This is a genomic window from Massilia sp. CCM 8734 (assembly GCF_011682155.1).
Classification (GTDB): Bacteria; Pseudomonadota; Gammaproteobacteria; order Burkholderiales; family Burkholderiaceae_D; genus Telluria_A; species Telluria_A rubra.
This window is the reverse complement of the sequence record NZ_WHJI01000012.1, coordinates 124,702-148,571: the sequence shown is the minus strand read 5'-3', so window position 1 is coordinate 148,571 and position 23,870 is coordinate 124,702. Positions and strand designations below refer to the sequence as shown.

Below are 23,870 nucleotides of genomic sequence, written 5' to 3'. Positions count from 1 at the left end.
GATGTACGGACCTTCCTGTTTCGACGAAATCCGCCCCGCCCTGCTGCACGGCCTGATCGACGAGCACCCGCTGGGCACCGTCATCACGCACGGCGACGCCGGCCTGGACGCCAACCACATTCCGTTCGTGATCGACGCCGCCGACGCCGACGCGGTAGCCGGCGCGGTAGCCGACGCGGTAGCCGGCGCGCCCTTCGGCATCCTGCGCGCCCACGTGGCGCGCGCCAATCCGCTCTGGCGCCACGAAGGAGAGACGCTGGTGGTGTTCCAGGGCCCGTCGGCCTACATCACGCCGGCGCTGTACGAGGACAAGAAGATCAACGGCAAAGTGGTCCCGACCTACAACTACGCCGTGGTGCACGCGCACGGCCCGTTGCGCGCCATCGAAGACCCGGCGTGGATACTCGCGCTGCTCGCCCGCCTGACCGCGCGCCATGAAGGCACGCAGAGAACGCCATGGACCATGGACGACGCCCCGCCCGACTTCATCGAGCGCCTGGTGGAGATGATCGTCGGGATCGAAATTCCGGTCACGCGCATGCACGGCAAATGGAAGGTGAGCCAGAACCGCTCGCAGAACGACCAGCGGACGGTCATGGCGGCCATGGATGAGCCGATGGCGCAAACGATGCGGCGCCGCGCGGAAATCTAACGCGGCGTCACTTTGTCGGTGGCGAGCACCAAACGCCGCGGCTTGGCGCCGGCCGCCACCTGCACCTCGTCGACATTGGTCACCAGCCTGGCCTCGCCATCGGTCAGCGCCTGTTCCAGATGGTGGATCAAGCGCGAGAAAACGCCCTCATGCCGGGTTTCGGGCGTGCTGTAGATGCCGGCCCAGGCATTGCGCCCGGAGCGCTTGACCAGGTACAGGCCCTGGTCGGCCAGCTCCACCACTTCGGACCACGATAACAGGCGCGGTTCTTCCGGCACGAACGGAAAGCACGCAAACCCGATCGAGCAGGTCTTGCGCACGGCCGTCCCGTCGGGCAGCACGAAGTCGCGGTTGGCGACGGCCTGGCGAATCCGTTCCGCCACCACCTTGGCGTCGTCGCGGTGCGTGGCGCGCGCCAGCACCAGGAACTCTTCGCCGCCCCAGCGGATCAGGTAATCGGACTCGCGGAACACTTCGCGCAGGCGCTCCTGCATCTGCACCAGCACCGCGTCGCCGGCCGCGTGGCCGTGCAGATCGTTGACTTCCTTGAAGTGATCCAGGTCGACCATGAAGAACACCAGGTCCTTGCCCGGCGCGTTCTCGCGTTCGACAGCGCCGTTGCGCAACGGGTCGTCGTAGCCGCGCAGGCTCATGACCACGTCGGCGTCGACATGCTGCAAGAAGAAGCGGCGGTTGCGCAGGCCGGTCAGCTGGTCGGTCAGGCTCACCTCTTCCAGCGCCTTGTAGGCTTGCTCGAGTTCGAGGTTCTTCTCCAGAAGCTGCGCCTGGGTCGCGCTCAGGGCCTTGAGCGTGGCCGCCACCTGCAGGTAGGCGCCGGCGTTATCGAGGGCGATGGCGCCGTACGCGCACAGGGTGCGGAAAATCAGCCGCTCCCTTTCGCGGTAGGCGTTCGCCTGTAGCGACTGCACCGTCATCACGCCCAGCACCCGCTCGCCGATCAACAGCGGCGCAAACAGCAGGCTCAGTGTCGGCAGCGTACCGGGGATCAGGTTCGGCATGTCGTCCCCGGCATTGAGGCCGAGCAGGATCTCGCAGCGCTCGCGCACGCAGCGCGCCGAGTTGGCATGTTCGTCGGTGAGCGAATAGCGCGTGGCCGGCAGCGCCTTGCCCGCTTCCACACCGAAGGCGCAGCTCAGGGAACTGCCGTCCGCATCGATCAGGAAGATGGAAAAATGGGTGGCGTCGAGCAGGCCATGCACATGGCGGTCGAGCGCGCGGAACACGGCGGCGGCGTCGAGGTGGGTGGTGATCTCCTGGCCGATGGCCGACAGGTGTTCGAGCGTGGCGCTGGTCTGCTGCAGCACCTCGGCGCGCTTGGCTTCGGCGGCGGCCAGCTGGCGATGATGCTCGCCTTCGGTCTTGGCGCGTTCGGTCTGGTACTGCACCTGCATCGCGACGGCGCGGTTTGTCGCTTCCTGGCTGTGGGTCTTGTCGCGCGCGGCGCCGGCGCGCAGCGCGATGTCGTACGCTTGCGGGTAATCGCCCACGCTGGCGTATTCGCGCGCCACCGCGTCATACAGGTCGCCAGGCACCGTGTAGCCGTCGATGGTGGCCGCCACCGCCATGGCCTGCCGCAGGTAATGCAGCGCGGGACTGGGCGCTTCCAGCGGCGCGGGACCGGGCAGGCTGTGGCGCGCGTGGATCTCGGCCAGCACCTTGAGCGCGGCGATCTGGTTGTACGAGTCGCCGTGTTCGCGCGCCAGCGCCAGCGCGGCGGCGGCTTTGTCGAGCGCATCGTGCGGGCGGTTCATGTGCGACAGCGCATGCGCCTGGCCGCGCCGCGCGCCGCTTTGAAAGTCCGCCTGGCGCAGCGCTTCGCCGCGCGCTTCCAGGCGCGCAAAGCTTGCCAGCGCCGCCGGATAGTCGCCGCCGTCGAGCGCCAGGTCGCCTTCGTATTCGAGCGCGATGGCGTAGGCGCGCGATCCGGACATGGGCGCGAGCGTGGCCAGCGCTTCGTGCAGCAGTTCCAGCGCCGCTTCGCGCTGGCCCAGCTGGCGCAAGGTTTCGGCGGTCTGCATCAAGGCTAGGCCAATGCTCATCGGCCAGCCGGTGGGACGCGCCAGGTCCAGCCCGCGCTGCATCCATTCGAGCGCGGCGTGGTGCGCATTGAGGCTGGTGAAAGCGTTGCCGATATTGGTGGCGACGTTGATCGCGCGCCGCACCTGGCCGGTGGCCAGCGCCGCTTCGAAGGTGTTCATCAAGAGGCCGATGGCGCGCCCGAAGTCGCTGGCCTGGAAGGCGGCGGTGCCGAGGTAGTCGTTGATCCAGCCGGCGGCAGCCGGGTGCAGGCCTTTTTCGGCGGGATCGAAGCGCTTGCCCCAGCGTTCATTGGCCGAGTGCAGGTTGCGGAAAACCGCGAACAAGGCGGCGGCGGCGTCGATCACGTCGGCGCGCAAACGGTCGCCGGCGCGCCAGACGTCATGCGCGGCGCCCGCCAGTTCGGCGTCGCTGGCGGCGGCGTTGCCGCGATCGACCTCGATCCAGGCGCGCAGCCAGCGCGCGTCGGCGCTGCCGATGGAGTCGTCCTGGCGGTGGAATTCTTCCCAGGCCGCGTCGGCCAGGGCGCGCGCGGCGTCGAGCTGGCCGTCCAGCCAGGCGGCTTCGCCGTCGATCAGCTGGCAGCGCGCCTGTTCCAGGCGCCGTTCCGCTTCGGGCAGCAGCGCCAGCAGGGGCGCGGCGTCAAGCGACAGGGTGCGCGCGCGCGCAGGGTCGCGCTGGCGCAGGTGCCAGGCCAGCGCCAGCATCGGCTTCAGGCGCGCGACGCCGTACTGGGAAGAAAGTTCCTCTTCCAGTTGCGCCAGCTCCTGCTCCACTGCAAACATTTCTAGCAATCGACACCCCTGAATTTGCCGCCACATCGTCGATGGACTCGCCCGTTATTATTTCACAAACAGGCTGCCAGAAGTCAGAAATGTTTCATATCAGCAACGAGACAGCCGCCGAAAAGCTCAGGAAGGACAGTGCGGTCGAGACCAGGATGATGCGCGCCACCCTGCCGGTGTCGGCGCCGAAGCGCTCGGTCAGCAGCGCCACGTTGCTGGCGCTGGGCAGGCAGGCGACCAGCACCAGCACCGTCAGCGCGGCCGGGTCGATGCGAATGCCCATCTTGATGGCGGCATGACCGATGGCGAGCAGCAGCAGTGGGTGGATCAGCAGCTTGATCAAGGCAATCGGGACAAAATCGGCCAGCGCGGTGGCGCCGCTGGCGTTCATCTGCGAGCGCGCCAGCACCGCGCCGATGGTAAACAGCGCCACCGGCGAAGCGGCGTCGGCCAGCAGGCTGATGGTGCTCATCAAGGGCTTGGGCAATACCAGGCCGACGCCGGACGCCAGCGCGCCCAGCAGGATCGACCACGGCATCGGGTTGCGCAGCATGCCTTTCAAGGCGTTGCGCAGGGCTACAGCGCTACTCTGCCCGCCTGACGGGCCGAGTCGCGACAGGGCGATGCACAGCGACGTCGTGATCACCAGGTCGACCACCAGCGCCACGATCACCGGCCCGGACGAGCGCGGCCCGAGCAGGGCCAGCAGCAGCGGCACACCCATGAAGCCGGTGTTGGGAAACGCCGCCACCAGCGCCCCGAAAGCGCCATCGTTCCAGCCGGCGCGGCGCAAGGTCAGCAGCATGGCCAGGCCCACCGTCGTCAGCGCGCACAGCAGGTAGACGCCGAACAGGCCGGCGTCGAGCAACTGGGTCAGCGGCGTGGTCGAGCCGAAGCGGTACAGCAGGCACGGCAAGGCAAAATACAGGACGAAACTGTTCAGGCCCGGAATGGCCAATTGCGGCAGCAAATGACGCCGCACGGCAAGGTAGCCGCACAGGACCAGGGCGAAAAACGGGAAGGTAATGGCGAGGATGGCGAGCATGAGCGGTCATTGTAGCGTGACCGCTCAGCTCGTGCCCGCGTCCCTTCCGCCGCCGATATCGACGGCCCGCCGCGCGGCGATGCCGGCCTTGCTTGCTGGCGATGCTACTGGCCGGTTTTTTCCATCCCCGCGCCCGAACTGCCCGTGGCCTTGCTCTTGTTGCCGTGTAGTTCTTTCGCCGCATTCAGATGCTGCTCCACGGTCGGCGTCATGCGCGTGACCAGCGCCTTGATATCGGGATCTTTGGCGCGGCCCTGCGCTTTGCTCAGCATGCTGTGGGTTTTCTTGTGCTCGGCCACGCCGGCCTGCGCCATGTAAGCGAGGTCGAAGGCGTCGCCCGACAGCGCGGCCAGCTTGTCGACCTTGGCCTTGTGCGCGCGGTCCAGTGTGGATGGCAGGGTGACACCCTTCGTTTGCGCCAGTTGCTGCACCTCGCCCAGCGCCTTGGTATGGTCGTCGATCATTTGCTGCGCATATTTCTTGACCTGGTCGTCCTGGCTCTTGCCCTGGGCGGTGCGCGCCGCCTCGATTTCGGCCATATTGGCCATGGCCAGGTCGGTGACGATCTTGCGGTCGGCGCTGCTGATCGTGCCGGTACCGGTGGCGCCGCCGCTGGCGGTGCTGCCTTGGGTCCCGCCCTGGCCGCTCGCGCCCTGCCCGCCGGCCGTCCCGCTGCCGCCTTGCCCGCTGCCACCTTGGCCGGTCCCGCTTTGTCCGGTCCCGCCCTGGCCGGTTGCGCCTTGCCCGGTGCCGGCCTGTCCGCTGCCGCCCTGGCTCCCGCCGGTCTGTGCCTGAACAGCCAGGCTGGCGCACAGCGCAGCCGCAGCGCACATGCCGATCAATCCTTTTACTGATTTCTTGCTGAACATGTCGATCTCCTGATGAGGTTGGGGTTGGCACCCGCGCGCGGGCACCTGTCTCGTTTGGACCGCGCTCCGCGCCCGCAAGTTCAACCAAATCGGCGCGCGCAAATGAAAACACCGCCGGCAAGCGGCGGCGTCTGTCTGCGGCGAACCGCAGATCAGCCCTGGTACATTTTGGCGTACTTGAGCCCGTAATAGATGACGAACAGGTAGCAGGCGGCCGGCACCAGGAACGACAACTGCACGCCGAACGCATCGGCCAGCACGCTTTGCGCCAGCGGCACCACTGCGCCGCCGACGATGGCCATGCACAGGATGCTCGATCCCTGCCCGGTGAATTTGCCCAGCTTGTGCAGCGCCATACTGAAAATGGTCGGGAACATGATTGAGTTGCACAGGCCGACCAGCAGGATCGCCCACATCGCCGTCATGCCGCTGCCGAATACCGCCACCATGATCAGCGCGATCGAGCAGGCCGCATTGAAGGCCAGCGCCTTGCCCGGGCTGATGTAGCGCATCGCCGCAAAGCCGATGAAACGGCCAATCATGGCGCCGCCGCCGTAGATGGTGACGTATTTGGCGGCGGTGTCGGCGCTGAACGCGGCGATGTTTTTTTCGCCCATGAAGTTGATCAGGAAGCTGCCGATGCTGACCTCCGCGCCCACATACAAAAAGATCCCGGCCGCGCCCAGCACCAGATGGCGGTAACCGGTGACCGAGGTCTTGTCGTCGCCATGATCGGCGGCGGCGGCAGCGTCGTCGCTGTCGGCAATGGCCGGCAGGCGCGCCATGGCGAAGAACACCGCCAGCGCCACCAGCAGCGCCGCCATCATCAGGTAGGGCAGCTGCACCGTGGCCGCTTCGTGCGCGCGGTACGCGATCTGTTCGGCCGCCGGCAGTTTTTTCAGGTCGTCCGACGAGAGCACGGTGCTCGACAAAATCAGCAGCGCGCCCAGATACGGCGCCACCGTGGCGCCCAGCGAGTTGAAAGCCTGGGTCAGGGTCAGCCGGCTCGATGCGGTGGCCGGGTCGCCCAGCACCGTGACGTAGGGATTGGCCGCCACCTGCAGCACCGTGATGCCCGCGGCGAGCACGAACAGCGACAGCAGGAACAGCGCATAACCGGCGTTCGCGGCCGGATAGAACATGGCGCAGCCGGTGGCGGCGATGGCCAGGCCGGCCACGACGCCCTTCTGGTAGCCGATTTTCTTGATCAGGAAGCCGGCCGGCAGCGACACCACCAGGTAAGCGCCGAAGAAGCACAGCTGCACCAGCATGGCCTTCACGTAGCTCAGCTCATACACCGACTTCAGATGGGGAATCAGGACGTCGTTCAGGGAGGTGAGGAAGCCCCACATGAAAAACAGGATGGTGATGACGATCAACGGGCCGGTATGGCCCTGGTGCGCACCCGGCGCCTGCGGCACGGCCTTGGCCGTCGATACGTGTTGCATGCTACTCCTTCATGTTAATCGAGCCCCCTTTCATCTGTTCCGGCAAAAACGCCGATACACCGAGGAACGCGCAATGCTTTTCCGTGAGCGGATACGTGCGTATCCGCGCCATGGAAACGCGCGGGGAAGGGCCGGCCAGTACGCTGCGAACCGGCTGCGGACCGCGGCCGGGCAAGACCGGCGCGGCCGAAGCGCGTACATACGCGCGGCGCGCTGGCAAGCCCAGCGCAGCCGGAATGATACCCGACCCGCCCGATTCGCTCGCGCGAGCGCCCGATTCCGGCGCGCGCCCGACTGGCGCCGCACCCGACCCGATGTGCATATGCCGGCCCCTCCCGGGCCACGAGCAGCCAGCCTCGAAGCGGGCGCTCACACCGCCCGCATCGGCCAGCTGGCACGCATCCGGGAAGGCGCCAGCACTCATTTCAGGTCGGCGCACTTGAGTGCGTCCTTCTCGAGCGCGGCGCCGCCGGCCACCTCGATATTGGCAAAGGCGGCGTTCAATGCCGCGTCGCTGGCCACCGCGAACGGCGTTTGCACCCTGGCCAGGTCGGCGCCTTTGGCCGTGAAGCAGGCCAGCGGAATCCTGATGGTCTGCTTGGCCTTGCCGACCAGGCCCTTGAACACCGCCGTCAGGTCGAGCGCCGCGCCGTCCATCGACACCAGTACCTTGCCGGCCGGCGCGCTGGTGACGATGGTATCGAACTGCAGCGCGCCATCCTTGGTGGCAAACGCCGGCAGGGCGAGCGCCCTGGCGCCATGCGCCTCCAGGCGCGCCGGGCCGCTCCAAAAGACGTTCTTGGCATCCTGCTGGGTGTTCACCTGCGAAGTCTCGATCTTCACGCCGGGCTCGGTGATGGCGTTGTTCAAGTCGGCGCCGAGCGCGCTGCGCTTGTCGCCCACCACCACGAACAAAGGCCAGGTGGCGCGGTCCGACTGGTTAAAGACCGGGTACAGATTGGTCACGCCGCAGCCGCCGTCGGCATAACCGGCGTCGAGCTGGCCGACCTTTTGTTTGCTGGCGTAGGTCAGGCCGTAGCCGGTCTTGAACAGCGGCGCGTAATCGGCGTCGCCCACATTCACCGTCGCCTGGCAGATCGACTTGGGCCACGAGAACGACAGCTTGCCCTTGAAGCCATGCGCGCCCTTGAACAGCACATCGGCCACGCCCTTGCCTTCCGATCCGGGCAGCCAGGCGGCGACAAAACTGTCGGACAAATTCATCAGGTCATTGGTATAGAGTGCGCGGCCCGACACCAGCACGGTCACCACCGGCTTGCCCTTGCCGGCGACGGCTTTGAGTACCGCCAGGTCTTCCGGATAGCGTCCGCTGTGGCGCAGGGTGCCGGACGGACCGATATCGCCGCCGAACTCCGCGTATGGCGTTTCGCCGATCACCGCCACCACCGTATCGAAGGCCGCCACGTCGACGCCCTCGCCGGTGGCGCTGTAGGTCACGTTGGCGGCGCCGGCGGCGTCCTTGATGCCGGCCAGGATCGTTTCGCCGTTCGGAAAATCGCTGTTCTTGTTGTCGGTGCCCTGCCACGTCAGCGACCAGCCGCCGGTTTGCAGCGACAGGTCGTCGGCGCTTTTACCGACCACCAGGATCTTCTTGCTGCGTGCGAGGGGCAGCGCGCCGCCGTCGTTCTTGAGCAGCACCAGCGACTCGCGCACCATCTGGCGCGCCAGCGCGCGCGCCTGCAGCGCTTCCGGCTTGCCGGCGTATTTTCCGGCCGACGGCTTGTGTCCGAACAGGCCCGCGCGCAGCTTCACGCGCAGGATGCGCGTCACGGCGTCGTCGATGCGCGCCATCGGAATCTCGCCCGCTTCCACCTGCTTGATGGTGTTGGCGATAAAGGCTTTCCAGTCGTTCGGCACCATGATCATGTCGATGCCGGCGTTGATCGCCTGGGCGCAGCTGTCGTTGCGGCAGCCTTTCACCTGGCCGATGCCGTCCCAGTCGCTCACCACCAGGCCGTCGAAGCCCATTTTGGTCTTGAGGATGTCGGTCAACAGCTCCTTGCTGCCATGGACCTTGCCGTAGTCCTTGCCGGACGATACATCGACCCAGCTGTTAAACGAGGCCATCACCGTCTGCGCCCCGGCGTCCAGCGCACTGTAGTAGCCGGCCCCGTGGATATTCATCATCTGCGCCGGCGTGGCGCGGGTGACGCCCTGGTCCTTGCCCTGGTCGGTGCCGCCGTCGCCCATGAAGTGCTTGGCGGTGGCGACCACGTTGGCGTCGTCGCGGAACTTGCCCTGCATGCCGCGCACGTATTCGGCGGCGTAGCTGCTTACCAGCGCCGGATCTTCCGAAAAGCTCTCGTAGGTGCGGCCCCAGCGATCGTCGCGCGTGACCGCCAGCGTCGGCGCGAACACCCAGTTGATGCCGGTCGCGCGCACCGCCTTGCCGACCGCCTCGCCCATTTGCAGCGCGAGCTTCTTGTTATGCGCCGCGCCCAGGCCGATATTGTGCGGGAACAGGGTGGCGCCGTACACGTTGCTGTTGCCGTGCATGGCGTCGATGCCCCAGATGACCGGCACTTTCACGTTCATGTCGGTGCTCATCGACGCGTCGTAGAATTTGTCGGCCAGCGCGACCCAGTCGGCCGCCGTCGCGTACTTGTTCCCGTTCGGCCAGCTGCCGCCGCCGTTGAGGACCGAGCCGATATAGAACTCGCGCACCTGCTCGGGGGTGATGGCCTTGATTTCGGGCTGGGTCATCTGGCCGACTTTTTGCGCGAGCGTCATGCCAGCCACGATGCCGGCGACTTTCGCTTCGAGCGCGGCGTCCGGGGCGACGGCGCTGCGTACGCGCGGCCAGTCGGTCAGGTTGCGGGGAGCGGCGCCGGCGTGGCTGGCGTGCAGCAGCGCGACGGCTGCGATAAGACAGGATTGCTTGATCATGGTGTCAGTGCGAAAAAGTGGAAATGCCTGCCGGTGAAAACCGGTGCCAGGGTCCGTTCTGCTGCTGCCATAAGTTGGAAACGCTCCCAACCGACGATCAATAGTGCGACGATGAAGAAATTTTGTCAATCATAAGATTGCGTAAGCTGCGCGGGAACGACGAGGCGGCGCAGCCGCCTGGGCCCTACTCCGCGCGGCGCCTGGCCGGCTTGCCCAGCGATGCGCGCACCGTCACGCTGATCGGAAACTCGCGCTCGACCGGGTGCGCGCTGCCGTAACAGCGATTGAGCAGCGCATTGAGCCCGCTCAGGGTCACGTCGCGCCATGGAATGTGCACCGACGTCAGGCGCGGCGCCGAAAACTGCGCGCTCGGGGTATCGTCGTAACCGAGCACCGACACGTCGCCCGGCACCGCCAGCCCCACGTCCTGGAAGTACGACAGCGCGCCGACCGCCATTTCGTCATTGGCGCAAAACAGCGCCGTGAACTTGTGCCCGGACGCCACCAGCTCGGCCGCCGCGTCCCATCCGCCCTGCGGCGAAAAGTCGCTCTCGGCCACCCACATCTTGTTGGTAGCGATGCCGCTGCGTTCCAACTCGCCCATGAAGCCGGCGATGCGCTCGACGTTGTCGGGCGAGGTCGATGGCCCGGCGATCACGGCGATCTTGCGATGACGGCGCTCCAGCAGCGCCCGCGCCGCCGCGATGCCGCCCTGCGTATGGTCGGCCGAAAAGCACTGCTCGGGAATGCTTTCGACGCTGTGGCCCAGCACCACCACGCGCGACTGCTTCGGCCCGAGCGCGGCGATGTCGTCGTCGGTCAGCAGATTGGTCAGCAAAATCAGGCCGTCGCAGCCGCGCTCCATCAAAAAGTCGATGCCTTCGATGGCCTGGCGCCGCGCGTCGCCCGAGCCGACCCCGAACGCGACCACCATGTGCAGGCCGGCGGCGCGCAGCGCCGTGTCGATCGACTGCAGGATGGGGGTGTAGAAGGTGCCCTTGAGGACCGGGATGTATACGCCGATCATCTGCGAGGTGCCGGAGAGCAGCGAGCGCGCCGCGTGCGACGGGCGGAAATCGAGTTCCGCGATGGCTTTCTTGACCCGTTCCAGCGTCGCTGGCGAGACCGAGCCCTTGCCGCTGACCACGCGCGACGCGGTTCCCAGGCCTACGCCGGCAAGGCGTGCTACGTCTTTGATATTGGCCACGGCGTCCTTTGCTTGTTCAATTCAAGACCATCAGTTTAGTAAATACAGCGAAAGCATACCGCAAACGTCGGATTATGCATGCCCGGCGCCTGCCTTTCCAGTCCCGATTACAGGCGTTGCTCGCTGGCCTTGTCGAACAGCGACACGCGCGCCGCATCGACCGCGAAGCGCACCGTCTCGCCCAGCGCGAACACGCGCGTGTCGTTGACGATGGCCGAGAGCTGCTGGCCGGCGGTGGCGATCCACACGATCTGGTGGTTGCCCATCGGTTCGACCAGCGCCACCTTTCCTTCCAGCGCGCCGTCGTCGGCGATGCGAATGTGCTCGGGACGGATGCCCAGCACCAGCGCCTGGCCGGCCGCCGCACCCGCGGCGCCCCCTTCCAGGCGAAAGCCCTTGCCGGCAAAGCAGCCCTCAAGGTCGAGCGCACCCTCGATGAAGTTCATCGACGGCGCGCCCAGAAAGCCTGCCACGAACAGGTTCGCTGGCCGCTCGTACACGTCGCCGGGGGCGCCGATCTGCAAGATTTTACCGGCCCGCATGACCACGATGCGGGTGGCCAGGGTCATCGCCTCGACCTGGTCGTGGGTGACGTAGATCATGGTCGAGCGCAGGCCCTGGTGCAGCAGTTTCAGTTCGCGCCGCAGTTCCGCGCGCAGCTTGGCGTCCAGGTTCGAGAGCGGTTCGTCGAACAAAAACACGCCCGCTTCGCGCACCAGCGCGCGCCCGATCGCCACGCGCTGGCGCTGTCCGCCCGAGAGCTGCGCCGGTTTGCGCGCCAGCAGCGGTCCCAGATGGAGCATGTCGGCGGCGCGCGCAACGCGGCGCGCAATCTCCGCCTTGGGCGTGCCGTTGATGCGCAGCCCGAACGACATGTTCTTTTCCACCGTCATGGTCGGATACAGCGCGTACGACTGGAACACCATGCCGATATGGCGCTCGCTCGGGTCGGCCCAGGTCATGTCTTCGCCGCCGATTTCCACCGTGCCGGCGCTGACATCGATCAGCCCCGCGATGCTGTGCAGCAGGGTCGATTTACCGCAGCCGGAAGGGCCCAGCAGCACCAGGAATTCGCCCTCTTCCACCGCCAGGTCGAGGTCCTTGATGATCTCGTTGCCACCGAGGGTGATGCACAGCTTGCGGACACAGACATTCGACATTGATTACCCTTTGACCGCGCCGGCGGCGATTCCGCGCACGAACCAGCGCCCTGAGATGAAATAGATCGCCAGCGGCACCAGCGATGTGAGGATGGTGGCGGCCATGTTGACGTTGTACAGGCGCGTGCCGGTGGTGGTGTTGATCACGTTATTGAGCTGCACCGTCATCGGCGCATTGTCGCGTCCCGCGAACACCAGCCCCAGGATGTAATCGTTCCACACGCCGGTGACCTGCATGATGGCCGCGACCACGATGATCGGCAGCGACATCGGCAGCATCACGTGGGCGAAGATGCGAAAGAAGCCGCCGCCGTCGATGCGCGCGGCCTGGAACAGTTCATGCGGAACGGCCGCGTAGTAATTCCGGAACAGCAAGGTCATCACCGGCATGGCGAAGATCATGTGCACCAGCACGATGCCCGGCAGCGACCCGAACACCCCGAACGCGGCCAGCACCCGCACCAGCGGATAGATCATCACTTGCAGCGGAATGAAGGCGCCGATCATCAGTATGGCGAACAGCACCGAAGCGCCGCGCGGCTTCCAGAACGAGAGCGCGTAGCCGTTGATGGCGCCGATCAGGATCGGCAGGATGGTGCTCGGCACGGTGATCGCCACCGAATTCCAGAAGCCGCCGCGAATGCCTTCGCACGAGGCGCCGGTGCACGCCCCGCTCCAGGCGCTGCGCCATGGCTCGAAGGTGATCCGCAGCGGCAGCGCGAAGATATTCCCGAGCCGGATTTCTTCCATCGGCTTGACCGAGGTGACCAGCATCACGTACAGCGGCAGCAGGAAGAACAGCGCGGCGGTGATCAAAAAAGCGTAGATGCCGATGCGCGCGGGGTTGACGAAGTTGGAGGAGCGGCGCTTCATGCGCGGCCCTTGCGGCTGCGCGCATACGCATACGGCGCCAGCATGGCCAGCACCGGCACCAGCAGCACCACCGCGCCGGCCGAGGCCAGGGCGATGTTGGCGCGCCCGAACAGGTGGTCCATGATGAACTTGGCCGGCACTTCGCTGGCCGTGCCGGGGCCGCCCTGGGTCATGGCGACGACCGCGTCGAACAGCTTGACCAAGGCGGTCGTGAGCAGCAGCAGCACGGTGGCAATGGTTGGCCACATCATCGGCAGCACGATCGACAGGTACACGCGCCAGGCGGGAATGCCGTCCAGGCGCGCGGCCTTCCAGATTTCGCCGTCGATGCCGCGCAGGCCGGCCAGCATCATCGCCATCACCAGGCCGGAAGCCTGCCACACGGTGGCGATGACGACCGTGTACATGACCATGTCCTGGTCGACGATCCAGTCGAACGAAAAGCCCGCAAATCCGAACTGGTGGGCGGCTTGTTCGATGCCGTTGCCGGGCGTGAGCATCCATTGCCACACCAGGCCCGTGGCGACAAACGACATCGCGTACGGATACAGGAAGATCGTGCGCAGCACGCCTTCGCCGGTCACGTTCTGGTCGATGAACACGGCCAGCAGGAAGCCGATCACCAGGCAGGCGCCGATGAACAGCACGCCGTACAGGGCCAGGTTATTGAGCGAGAGCAGCCAGCGTTCATTCTCGAACAGGCGCGTGTACTGCGCCATGCCGACAAAGGTATCGGACGGGAAGCTGCGCGAGTTGGTCAGCGAAATACGCAGCGACCAGAGCACCGTGCCGAGGTAGCCGACGATGACGGTAAGCGCCATCGGCAGCAGCGCGGCGAACGGCGTGGCTTGTTTGGCAAATGTGCGGGCGCGGGGATGGCGGTGGCGCATGGCGTCAGCGCTTCAAGGCGGCGGCGATGTTCTTCTGCGCCTTTTCGACCGGCATGGCGGTGTTCCAGTAGGCGGTCAGCACATCGACCAGCGCGCCGTTCTGGTCGGGCGTGAGGTATACCTCGCCGTTGCCGACATGGCGCGTGCGCTCTTTCATCACCGTCATGGCGGCCTGGGTGCAGGCGTCGAGCGTGGAGGCATCGACGTCGGTGCGCACCGGCAGCGAGCCCTTGGCCCGGTTGAAGGCGGCCAGGGTGGCCGGCGCTGTCATCACGCCGGCCAGCAGCTGTTGCGCCTTGAGCGTGTCGGCGTTGGCGCTCTTGGGGAAGATGAAGGCGTCGCCCTGGATCAGGAACGGCGCCTTCGGGCCGAAGCCGGTAATGCAGCCGTATTCCTTGCCGGCGGTGAGCCTGGCGGCATTGAACTCGCCCTTGACCCAGTCGCCCATGATCTGCACGCCGGCCTTGTTGTTGACCAGCAGGGCGGTGGCGTCGTTCCAGTTGCGCCCGGGCGAGCCGGGATCGACGTACGACTTGAGGCGCTTGAACGCGACCAGCACCTGGCGGAACGGTTCGGAGGCGATGGCGCGCTGGTCGCGCTCGCGCAACACGCTCAGGTACAGGTCCTTGCCGCCCACATTGGCCAGCACCGCCATGAAGACGATGTTCTCCTGCCACGACTGGCCTCCGTGCGCCAGCGGTATCAGGCCGGCGGCCTTGAGCTTGTCGAGCGCGGCGAACAGTTCGTCCATCGTGGCTGGCTCTTTGGCGATGCCCGCTTTTGCGAACGCCGCCCTGGAATACCAGATCCAGGTCGGCATGTGGACGTTCAGCGGCACTGCGTAGTAGTGGCCCTTGACCTTGATGACGTCGCGGATCGGCGCCGGCAGGGTGGTATCCCAGCGCTCTTTGGCGGCGATCTCGTCGACGTTATTGAGCATGCCCTGTTCGACGATGTCGAGGAACTGCATGGAGGCGTTGAACTGGGCGGCGGCGGGCGGATTGCCGCCCACGATGCGGTTGACCGCCACCGCGCGCGCCTGTTCGTTGCCGGCGACGGCGGTATCGACCCACACCCCGCCGGCGGCGCGGTAGGCGTCGGCGATGGTCTTGACGGCGGCCGATTCGCCGCCCGAGGTCCACCAGTGAATCACCTCGGCTCGGGGCGCGCCGGCCGTCGGTCCCGCCGCGTGCGCCGTGGCGCAGGCGCCCAGCGCGAGCGCTGCCGCCAGCGCCAGCTTGTGTGCTGTGTGCATCCTGTCTCCTTGTGTGCGGATCTGTGTCCGCTGGCCGGGATAACGCTAGATTGGAAACGTTACCATCCCGGGCACACGAATATAACACCCATCGATTTTCAGTGTCAACGAAATAACATCGTGCCGGAAAACCGGCAGGAAGGGATGAAAGACCATCCGCTGCGCCGGCATTTTGTTAACGTTTCACAACAGCCGGGCGTCGCCTTGGCGCGTCGCATGGCGCCAAGGCGAGGCGTTCAGCGGAAGGTCGGACCGGCTGAATGGATGATGTCGCGCCAGGATGATGGCGCCGAGGGCGGCGCGCCAGGCACCATGAGGGGCACGGTGACCATCTCCGAATCGGCTTCGGCATCGGCAGCGCGCAAGGGCAGCGGCAGCGCGGGGGCGGCCGATTGCACGACCGGCGCAGGGACGACGGCGGCCGCGGGCGCAGGCACGGCGACAGGCGCGGGCGCGCTTGCAGGGACCGGTGCGGGTGCGGGTGCGGGTGCGGGTGCGGGTGCGGGTGCGGGTGCGGGTGCGGGTGCCGCTGCGCGCGCCACTGGCGCGGCAGGCGCGCGTGCCGGCTGCGCCAGTGCGGCCGGCGGTGTGGCGGGCAGCGTGGTATAGGCCTCGTCACTGACCCCGGAGCGCACCATGCCGCGCCGGTACGGGGTCGTGAGGACGCGCCCGGTCACATCGAGCGGCACGCCGCCCGAGGCCAGGTAAATTGCGGCTTGGTGTACCGATACGGTGTCCTTGAGAAGGATTGCCTTCTCAACCGTCGCGGCCATTGCATGATTCTTGCGTCGCTCTTCCATTGCTGCTCCCTTTCGGCAACAATATACAGCCCGATGGAATTCAGCGCAATCCTTGCCGCCGAGTTCCCGGGCCTACCCGCCCGCCACCATCCTACCCGGGTACGCCGCCGCGCGACTTCGCGATCCACTGGCGCACGCTGTCGCGCTGCCACTGCGCCGCGCACCAGGCGGTGAGCCGTTCCGGCACCGGATCGCCGTTCAAGATCAGGCGGTTGAGCGCCAGCGCCAGCTCGGTGTCGGCGATGCACCACTGCCCGAACAGATGCTCGCCCGTGACCAACTGGTCGGCAATCGCGATCAGGCGCGCGGCCGCGGACTGCCCGGCCTGCGTGAGCGGCGTGCTCACCGGCGCATAAAACACCACTTCCGTCGAACGCTCGGCGCGCAGGGCCATCAGGTCACTGCGCAGCCAGGCCATGACCTGGCGCGCCATGGCGCGCTGTTGCACGCCGTCCGGCAGCACGGCCGCGTAGGCCGGCGGCGGAAAGGCTTCTTCCAGGTATTCGACAATGGCGCTCGACTCGGCCAGCGCCAGGTCGCCTTGCACCAGCAGCGGCACGCGCCCGATGGGACTGAGGTCGCGAAACGCAGCCTGCTTCTGCTCGCCCTGGTCCAGGTTGACCGTGTGCAGCGTGAACGGCAGCTTTTTCTCGGTCAGGGCCTGGAACGCCGACAGCGCCCATGGGCTGGTGAAACGGCTGTCGACGTACAGGGTCAGTTCTTGCATGGTGGGCTCCGGGCAGTGGTGGTTGAAAGTCAGCCGTTCATCTTATAGCAAAACTTGCAACATTGCTGCCGACCCCTCAGAAGTGGTAGGCCACGCGTACCATCGGCGTCTTGGCGCGGTAGCCCCGTCCCCTGGTGGTGGCCGCGGTGTTGCCGAATTTGTTGTTCCAGTATTGGTATTCGAGCCCGACGCGGAAGGTGCGCTTTTTATAGCCCATGGCCGCGCCGGCGTCGAACATGAGTTGCATGTCGATATTGGTTTCGGCGCCGGTATCAGCCCCGGTTTCGCTCTTGCCTTTGGAGGCGATGAAGTTGGCATAGCCTTCGAAGGCCCACAACTCGGCGACCGGAATGCCCCAGCTGGTCGCGAGCATCGGATGCAGGTCGTAGGTATAGCGCCCGCGCACGTTCGAGACCGGCGGAAAGGCGCCGCTCGGCGCATTGCTCTCGCGTAGCAGCAACAGGCTGGTCGACAGAAAACCGGGCACCTGCCACATCAAGGTCGGGCCGGCCACCAGCATCTGCTTGCGCGAGTTGTAGCCGACGTCGTTCTTGGTGTTCCAGTCGAAACCGACGGTCGCGCCAAGCCCGCTCACCGGGCCGAATTTGATGGGGGCGCCGCGCAGCTTGCCGATGTCGAGCGTGTGGCGGTACACCACGTAGGCTTCCTGGGCGCCGTCGGTCTGGTTGAGCGAGGCCGGGTCCTTGCTGTCGGAAACGAGCATGTCGAGATTGAAAAAATTGCGGCCGTACTGGTAGCCGCTGGCGTGGGTCAGCGCAAACACGTGCTTGCCGACGTTCTCGCTGTTGAACGGCTCGCGGAAACGCTCGCCGGTGCGCCAGCTGATCGCGGTGTCGCTCCAGTCGGCCGCCTGGGCGGCGCTGCCGGCCAGGCTGGCGGCGGCAAGGAGGCAGGCCGCGGGCAGGCGGCGCAGGTGGATGGCGGTCATGGTGGTTCCCTGGTTAAAAGTCATACAAAGGGGGGCGCTCAAAATTCTTCCCAGTCGTCGCCGGCGGGCGCGGACTTGGCTGGCGCCTTGGCGGGCGGCCTGGCGGGTGCTTTGGCGGCGGGCCTTGCGAGCGCTTTGGCGGCCGGGCGTGGTGCGCTGCGGGCCGCCGGCGCCGGCCGTGCGAGGGCGCCGCGCGCGGGCGGCGCCACGTTCTCGTCGAGCTTGAACACGCTGACCACGCTGGCCAGGTTGGCCGCCTGGTCCTGCAGCGACTTGGCGGCGGCGGCCGCCTCTTCCACCAGCGCGGCGTTCTGCTGGGTGGCGTCGTCCATGGCGCTGATCGAATGGTTGATCTGGCCGATGCCCTGGCTCTGCTCGAAACTGGCGGCGGCGATTTCGCTCATCAGGTCGGCCACCTGCTGCACCGAGGTGACGATCTGGTGCATGGTGACCCCGGCTTCGTCCACCAGTTTGCTGCCGGCATCGACCTTGGCCACCGAGTCGTCGATCAGGGTCTTGATTTCCTTGGCGGCGGCGGCCGAGCGTTGGGCCAGGTTGCGTACTTCCGACGCCACCACGGCAAAGCCGCGCCCCTGCTCGCCGGCGCGCGCCGCTTCCACGGCGGCGTTCAGGGCCAGGATGTTGGTCTGGAAAGCGATGCCGTCGATGACGCCGATAATGTCGGCGATCTTGCGCGAACTGTCGGTAATCGATCCCATCGTGCTGACCACCTGCCCCACCACCTGGCCGCCCTTGAGCGCGTGCGAGGAGGCCGACACGACCAGCTGGTTGGCCTGGCTGGCGTTCTCGGCATTTTGCTTCACGGTCGAGGTCATCTGCTCCATGGCGGCGGCCGTTTCTTCCAGGCTCGACGCTTGCGCTTCGGTGCGGCCCGACAAGTCCATATTGCCGGCTGCAATTTCGCTCGAGGCCGCGGCGATGGTTTCGGTGCTGCCGCGCACCTGGCTGATGGTCAGGTTCAGCGACGACACGAAGCGGTTGAAGGCATCGGCCAGTTCGCCCACCTCGTCGCCGCTCTCGACCGGCATCCGGCGGCTCAGGTCGCCATTGCCGCCGGCGATATCGCTCAGCATGGCGCTAGCGCGCGCCACCGGGCCGGCGATCGCGCGGCTGATCAAATAGATGCCGAACAGGCCGATGCCGCCGCCGATCAGGGCCGCCACCAGGGCCGAGATGGTGGCGTCGCGCGCGACGTTGCCCAGCACTTCGGTTTCCGGCACTTCGGCCACCACATACATGTTCAGTTCCGGCACATAGGACGAGGCCAGGATGCGCGCGCCGTTGGCGCCGGTGCTGGCGGCGTGGGTGAATTTGGCGCCGCCCAGCAAGGTCTTGCTCAGTTCTTCGCTGTAGCCCGGCAAGTCCTTGAGCAAGTGCTTGCCGTCGGCCAGGGCGGCGTCGCGGTGCACCAGCACGGCGCCGTTGGCACTGACCAGCGACACGAAACCGGTCTGGCCGACCTTGTAGGCGCGGATGGTGTCGGCCAGCGCCGCCACCGACAGGCCGACCCCGGCCACGCCCAGCTTGCCCGGCCCGGCGTCGGCGCGCACGTTGATGAACAACATGATGTCGGAGGCGCCTTCCTTGTTCAGCACCAGGGTGTAAGGCTTGCCCTCGGCCAGGAAACCATGGAACCATTGGTCGTTGCCGCCTTCCTTGTCGATGGTGCGGGTCAGGCCCTGCTCGCTCATGTACTTGCCGGTCGCTTTCGAGACCCAGAACACGGTGACGGCCTTGTTCTTGGCCTTGACGCTCTCGGCGTAGGCCTTCCAGGCATCGATGCCGGCGTCGGGCAAGCCCTCGCCTTCCCAGGCGTGGATGTAGGTGTTGTTGGCCAGCGCCAGCGATGCGCCCAGCGGCACCGAAATCTGGCGCAGCACGTCATTGCGGATCTCGCCCACCACCGACGGCAGCTCCTGCTCGACGACCCGCTCGCGGATGCCGCGGCTGGTCATGGTGATGCTCAGGGTGGAAGAAATGACAACGAACAACAGCAGGCAGGCGGCCATGCTGAGCATAAGTTTCTTTTGGATCGAGAGATGGCGCAACAGGGTCAAGGCGGTGTCCTTTCGGTGACAGGGAGTCACAACACAAGGACCATATTCCTTTCTGGCTTGCGTCAGGTCAAGACCAAATGCACTAGTGCGTGCTAACGCACTCAGGAAGTGTTGCGTGCCGGTCGCAAGCTGGACAAACACGCAATGGTTTAACCTCCGCCGAGATAAATAAATTTAAACAAGAACAAGGCCGCGATCACCCATACCGCCGCCTTGACCTCGCGCGCGCGCCCGGTCAGCAGCTTGAGCACGGCGTAGGAAATGAAACCGAAGGCCACGCCGGTGGCGATCGAATACGTGAACGGCATGGCCAGGGCGGTGATCGCGGCCGGTATGCTTTCGGTGGTGTCGTTCCAGTCGATCTCGCCCAGTTCGCGCAGCATCAGGCAAGCCACGTACAGCAGCGCCGGCGCGGTGGCGTACGCCGGCACCACCGAGGCCAGCGGCGAGAGGAACAGGCAGCACAGGAACAGGATCGCCACCGCCACCGCGGTCAGTCCGGTGCGCCCGCCGGCCTGGACCCCGGCCGCGCTTTCGATGTAAGCCGTGGTGCTCGAGGTGCCGAGGGCGGCCCCGGCCACGATGGCGCAACTGTCGGCCATCAGGGCCTTGTTCATGCGCGCCATCTTGCCGTTGACCAGGAAGCCGGCGCGGCTGGCCACGCCCATCATGGTGCCGGTGGCGTCGAACAGCTCGACCAGGAAGAACACCAGCACCACGTTCAAGATCCCGACCGAGAGCGCGCCCATGATGTCGAGCTTGAACAGGGTGGGCGCGAGCGATGGCGGGGCCGACACCAGGCCCATGAACTTGTTACCCGCGAAGAAAAAACTGAGCACGGTGACCAGCAGGATGCCGATCAGGATCGCGCCTTTGACCTTCAGCTTGTCAAGCGCGACGATCACGAAAAAGCCGATGATCGCCAGCAAGGCCGGGGCGGAATGCAAGTCCCCCATGGTGACCATGGTGTCCTTGTTGGGCACCACGATGCCGGCATTGTGCAGCGCGATCAGGCCGAGGAACAGGCCGATCCCGACCGCGATGGCGACCCGGATCGAGGCGGGAATGCCGTTGATGATCATTTCGCGCAGGCGAAACAGACTCACCAGCAAAAACAGGCAGCCGGAGATGAACACCGCGCCCAGCGCTACCTCCCACGACAAGCCCATCTGCTTGACCACGATGAAAGCGAAATAGGCATTCAAGCCCATTCCCGGCGCCAGCGCGATCGGATAGTTGGCGTACAGGCCCATGATCAGGCTGCCGAGCGCGGCGGCCAGGCAGGTGGCCACGAACACGGCATCGGTGGGCATGCCGGCGCTGCCGAGGATCGACGGGTTGACGAAGATGATGTAGGCCATCGTCAGGAACGTGGTCAGCCCGGCCAGCAGCTCGGTGCGGACGTCGGTTCCGTGCTCCTTGAGTTTGAAATGGTTTTCAAGTAACGACAAGATGGTCTCTCCTGTTGGGGTAAGCATGGGAAATATAACAGCCGGCATGCCGGCGGGGGGCATATCGTACCCGCTCGTCGCCATTTGCATGCAAAGTGCATGGCGAGCGCCGCCATACGCCATGGGCTGACGCAAATACAACAGTTCAATTGTTGCATCAGCGCAAATTTGCCTTAAACTAAAGCGCCCTTGCCAAGAACGCTATCAATTTGCTCAACATCGGGCCCGCGACCATGATGCTCGGCGGTATCCGGAGTCCCCTCAGCAGTTTGCCTCTTACAGAACAGAAGGAAAAGGATTACGCATGAAACTTAGCCATATCGGATTCGCAGCGGCCACGCTGTGCCTCGGCAGCGCCACGTTTGCGGCCGACACCATCAAGATCGGCGCGCTGTTGCCGCTGACGGGCGGATCGGCCCCGCTGGGCCTGGCGGTACGCGACGGCCAGCGCCTCGCGGTGGCGCACATCAATGCCCGTGGCGGCGTCATGGGGCGCAACCTGGAACTGGTCGAGCTGAACGATGAAAGCAAGCCCGAAAACGCGAGCAAGAACATGGAAGCGTTGCTGGCCAAGGGCGTGGTGGCGTGTTCCTGTGGCGTGAACACCGGCGTGGTGCTGGCGTACCAGCCGGTGATGCAAAAGGCCAAGCTGCCCAATATCGTACCGGCGTCGGCCGGCACCAAGCTGACCAAGGCGTTCCAGAACGCGCCGGAAGGCAATTACACCTTCCGCGTGCAAGCGTCGGACACCTTGCAGGCGCAGATGATGGTCGACTACGCGGTCAAGAAGGGCCACAAGAAAATCGCGCTGCTGCACGACACCACGCCGTACGGCACGGGCGGGCATGACGACATGGTCAAGCAGTTGATCACGCATGACATCAAGGCCGTCTCGGTGGGCAGCTTCAAGGTGGGCGACGCCGATATGTCGGCCCAGCTGGCCAAGGCCAAGGAAGCCGGTGCGACGGTGATGCTGGTGTACGGCATCGGCACCGAGCAGGGTCATATCGCCGCCACCAGCGCCAAGCTGGGCTTGAACCTGGCGCTGATCGGCTCGTGGGCCAACGCCACCGATTCCTTCATCAACGTGGCGGCCAGCCATGCCGAAGGAGCGATCTCGCCGCAGACGTTTGTGGAAGGCGCCACCTCGGCGGCCGGGCGCGAATTCGAGGTGGCCTACCGCAGCGAATACAAGCGTGCGCGCATGACCAATCCGACCGCCGTGGCCGGTGGGCACGACTCGATCCTGCTGCTGGCCGCCGCCATCCGCCAGGCCAACAGCACCGACGGCGCCAAGATCAAGGCCGCACTGGAAAAGCTGAACAGCACGGTGCCGGGCGCGATTGCCACCTACAACAAACCGTTCTCGGAAGATGATCACGAAGGCATCAACCTGAGCAGCGCAGTGATGGCGATCTGGAAAAAAGGCGCGATCGTGCGCGCGCCGCTGTAAGCTTGCCCGACGCTCAGGTGGCTGGCCAGCCCGGCTGCGCCAGCGCCCGGGCGGTGCCGTTGAACAGATCCAGGTCGAGCGCGCCGGCAATGCCCTCCACCTTGCCGGCGCCCATGTTCGGGCAAGCGCGTCTATCCGGGCGTCTTGCCGTCACCAAACACTAGCGCCAGGTTGGGCCCATTCAGGCCGCGCTCGAACCATTGTTCGAGCTCGTCCTTCGTGGCCTCGGCGATACGCTGCGCCGTCGGCGTCGGCAAGTCGCCGAAGCGCTTGCGCAACAGGGCGCCGAGCATGTTGCGCAGGGTGATGACCCGGCCTTCTTCCCGGCCTTCTTCCCGGCCTTCTTCCCTGCCTTCTTCCCTGCCTTCTTCCTTGCCTTTTTCCATGGCTTTCTCCATGGCTTTCTCCATGGTTTCCTCAAACAGCGCGCGTGCTCTTTGATTGACGAGCTCCTCCATCTCTCTGTCCCAAGGTTTTAGCTGGTTCATGTCATCCTCCTCTGCACTATCGAGGTCAAACAATTGCGTATTGTCAGTTTTACGCGCCAGCAGCGCTTTCCACCAGGCCCAGACCGACGTCCGCAGGCTGGTCTGGGGCGTGTTCCTGAACCAGGTCTTCAGCGCCGTTACATGCGTCGTTAAGACATCGGGAAACAATGAAAGTTCAATCCGGAACAGCAGCGCCAGCAAATCGTCATTCGCGTCCAGCGCCGCCCGGTCCAGGCGCCGCTGGTCGATCAGCGCATAGCGCTGCGATGGTTGCAAGGCAGCCAGCTCGGCGGGCGGCGTCATGAGCAAGTCGGCCAGATCCGGGGTCGCGCTCCACGGCGGCTCGCCGTTGTAGAAGACCAGCGGCAGCACCGGCGGCAACAGCAAGCCTGGCGACAATTGGTGGCGTTTGACCAGGTCCTGGCACAGCAAGCCGACGTAAGTCTGCATGCGCAGCGCCATGCAGCGGTCCACGCCGGACTGGAATTCGAGCAGGATGACCACGTCCGGGAATTGCTCGCCGAGCCGAACGCGCCAGACGACATCGCCCTGGCGCGCCGACGGTCGCTCGCTCACGTAGTCCGCATTGACGCGTTCGAAGGCCGACAGGGCGACTCCGTCAAGCAACCTGAAGGCAGTAAAGCCCGTGATCAGTTCGCGCACCATTTCCGGGTGGGCAAACAAGGCGCGGTATCCAAGGTCGTGATTGGCGGTCATGGCGCATCTTAGCCAGCGCCCCTGGCCCGTCTTTGCGCTGGCTCAAACGTGCGCAGCG

19 protein-coding genes are annotated in these 23,870 nt (G+C 65.8%); 2 read left to right on the top strand and 17 right to left on the bottom strand.

Features of this window, described 5'->3' with window-relative positions; genetic code table 11:
• The first annotated feature begins 1 nt into the window (after position 1).
• On the top strand, positions 2 to 652 hold the full coding sequence (locus F2P46_RS13690; protein ID WP_166890246.1) for an FMN-binding negative transcriptional regulator: 651 nt from the start codon (positions 2 to 4) through the stop codon (positions 650 to 652).
• Here the strand turns inward: F2P46_RS13690 and F2P46_RS13685 are convergent.
• From F2P46_RS13685 to F2P46_RS13610, 16 genes are all read right to left on the bottom strand, one after another.
• Positions 649 to 3,495, bottom strand: a complete 2,847-nt coding sequence (locus tag F2P46_RS13685) for a GGDEF domain-containing protein (protein ID WP_166890243.1) — start codon at positions 3,493 to 3,495, stop codon at positions 649 to 651. The two genes, F2P46_RS13690 and F2P46_RS13685, sit on opposite strands and share 4 nt — an antisense overlap.
• A gap of 94 nt (positions 3,496 to 3,589) precedes the next feature.
• The gene (locus tag F2P46_RS13680) at positions 3,590 to 4,540 is read right to left on the bottom strand and encodes an AEC family transporter (RefSeq protein WP_166890240.1); all 951 of its coding nucleotides are present in this window, start codon (positions 4,538 to 4,540) and stop codon (positions 3,590 to 3,592) included.
• Positions 4,541 to 4,644: 104 nt separating this feature from the next.
• Positions 4,645 to 5,409: a DUF4142 domain-containing protein gene (locus F2P46_RS37045; RefSeq protein ID WP_229509266.1), complete on the bottom strand. Its 765-nt coding sequence runs from the start codon at positions 5,407 to 5,409 to the stop codon at positions 4,645 to 4,647.
• Between the two features lie 152 nt (positions 5,410 to 5,561).
• The gene (gene fucP, locus F2P46_RS13670; protein ID WP_166890237.1) at positions 5,562 to 6,857 is read right to left on the bottom strand and encodes an L-fucose:H+ symporter permease; all 1,296 of its coding nucleotides are present in this window, start codon (positions 6,855 to 6,857) and stop codon (positions 5,562 to 5,564) included.
• A 1-nt stretch (position 6,858) separates the two neighbouring features.
• Positions 6,859 to 7,281, bottom strand: a complete 423-nt coding sequence (locus F2P46_RS13665) for a hypothetical protein (protein ID WP_166890235.1) — start codon at positions 7,279 to 7,281, stop codon at positions 6,859 to 6,861.
• A complete protein-coding gene (locus F2P46_RS13660; RefSeq protein ID WP_166890232.1) occupies positions 7,278 to 9,764 on the bottom strand; it encodes a glycoside hydrolase family 3 protein in 2,487 nt (828 codons plus the stop codon). The genes F2P46_RS13665 and F2P46_RS13660 overlap by 4 nt, the downstream gene beginning before the upstream one ends.
• A 184-nt stretch (positions 9,765 to 9,948) precedes the next feature.
• Positions 9,949 to 10,971, bottom strand: a complete 1,023-nt coding sequence (locus tag F2P46_RS13655) for a LacI family DNA-binding transcriptional regulator (protein ID WP_166890229.1) — start codon at positions 10,969 to 10,971, stop codon at positions 9,949 to 9,951.
• Between the two features lie 107 nt (positions 10,972 to 11,078).
• Complete coding sequence (locus F2P46_RS13650; protein WP_166890226.1) at positions 11,079 to 12,131, bottom strand: ABC transporter ATP-binding protein; 1,053 nt, start codon at positions 12,129 to 12,131, stop codon at positions 11,079 to 11,081.
• A gap of 3 nt (positions 12,132 to 12,134) precedes the next feature.
• Positions 12,135 to 13,004: a carbohydrate ABC transporter permease gene (locus tag F2P46_RS13645; RefSeq protein ID WP_166890223.1), complete on the bottom strand. Its 870-nt coding sequence runs from the start codon at positions 13,002 to 13,004 to the stop codon at positions 12,135 to 12,137.
• Complete coding sequence (locus tag F2P46_RS13640; protein WP_166890221.1) at positions 13,001 to 13,894, bottom strand: carbohydrate ABC transporter permease; 894 nt, start codon at positions 13,892 to 13,894, stop codon at positions 13,001 to 13,003. Before F2P46_RS13640 ends, F2P46_RS13645 begins: the two co-directional genes overlap by 4 nt.
• Positions 13,895 to 13,898: 4 nt before the next feature.
• Entirely contained in the window at positions 13,899 to 15,149 is a 1,251-nt protein-coding gene (locus F2P46_RS13635; protein ID WP_166890218.1) for an ABC transporter substrate-binding protein, read from the bottom strand.
• Positions 15,150 to 15,385: 236 nt separating this feature from the next.
• Entirely contained in the window at positions 15,386 to 15,922 is a 537-nt protein-coding gene (locus F2P46_RS13630) for a hypothetical protein (RefSeq protein WP_166889953.1), read from the bottom strand.
• Between the two features lie 118 nt (positions 15,923 to 16,040).
• Complete coding sequence (gene yfcF, locus F2P46_RS13625) at positions 16,041 to 16,676, bottom strand: glutathione transferase (RefSeq protein WP_166890216.1); 636 nt, start codon at positions 16,674 to 16,676, stop codon at positions 16,041 to 16,043.
• 76 nt (positions 16,677 to 16,752) lie between these two features.
• Complete coding sequence (locus F2P46_RS13620) at positions 16,753 to 17,625, bottom strand: outer envelope protein (protein WP_208296616.1); 873 nt, start codon at positions 17,623 to 17,625, stop codon at positions 16,753 to 16,755.
• Between the two features lie 38 nt (positions 17,626 to 17,663).
• Entirely contained in the window at positions 17,664 to 19,703 is a 2,040-nt protein-coding gene (locus F2P46_RS13615; protein ID WP_166890214.1) for a methyl-accepting chemotaxis protein, read from the bottom strand.
• Positions 19,704 to 19,852: 149 nt separating this feature from the next.
• Positions 19,853 to 21,181, bottom strand: coding sequence for an NCS2 family permease (locus F2P46_RS13610; protein ID WP_166890212.1), 1,329 nt, complete (start codon positions 21,179 to 21,181; stop codon positions 19,853 to 19,855).
• A gap of 277 nt (positions 21,182 to 21,458) precedes the next feature.
• Here F2P46_RS13610 and F2P46_RS13605 point away from each other — a divergent pair, with 277 nt between their 5' ends.
• Positions 21,459 to 22,607: an ABC transporter substrate-binding protein gene (locus F2P46_RS13605; RefSeq protein ID WP_166890210.1), complete on the top strand. Its 1,149-nt coding sequence runs from the start codon at positions 21,459 to 21,461 to the stop codon at positions 22,605 to 22,607.
• Positions 22,608 to 22,738: 131 nt separating this feature from the next.
• On the opposite strand, the gene F2P46_RS13600 is transcribed toward F2P46_RS13605, so the two are convergent.
• The gene (locus tag F2P46_RS13600; RefSeq protein WP_166890209.1) at positions 22,739 to 23,812 is read right to left on the bottom strand and encodes an Rpn family recombination-promoting nuclease/putative transposase; all 1,074 of its coding nucleotides are present in this window, start codon (positions 23,810 to 23,812) and stop codon (positions 22,739 to 22,741) included.
• Positions 23,813 to 23,870 lie beyond the last annotated feature (58 nt).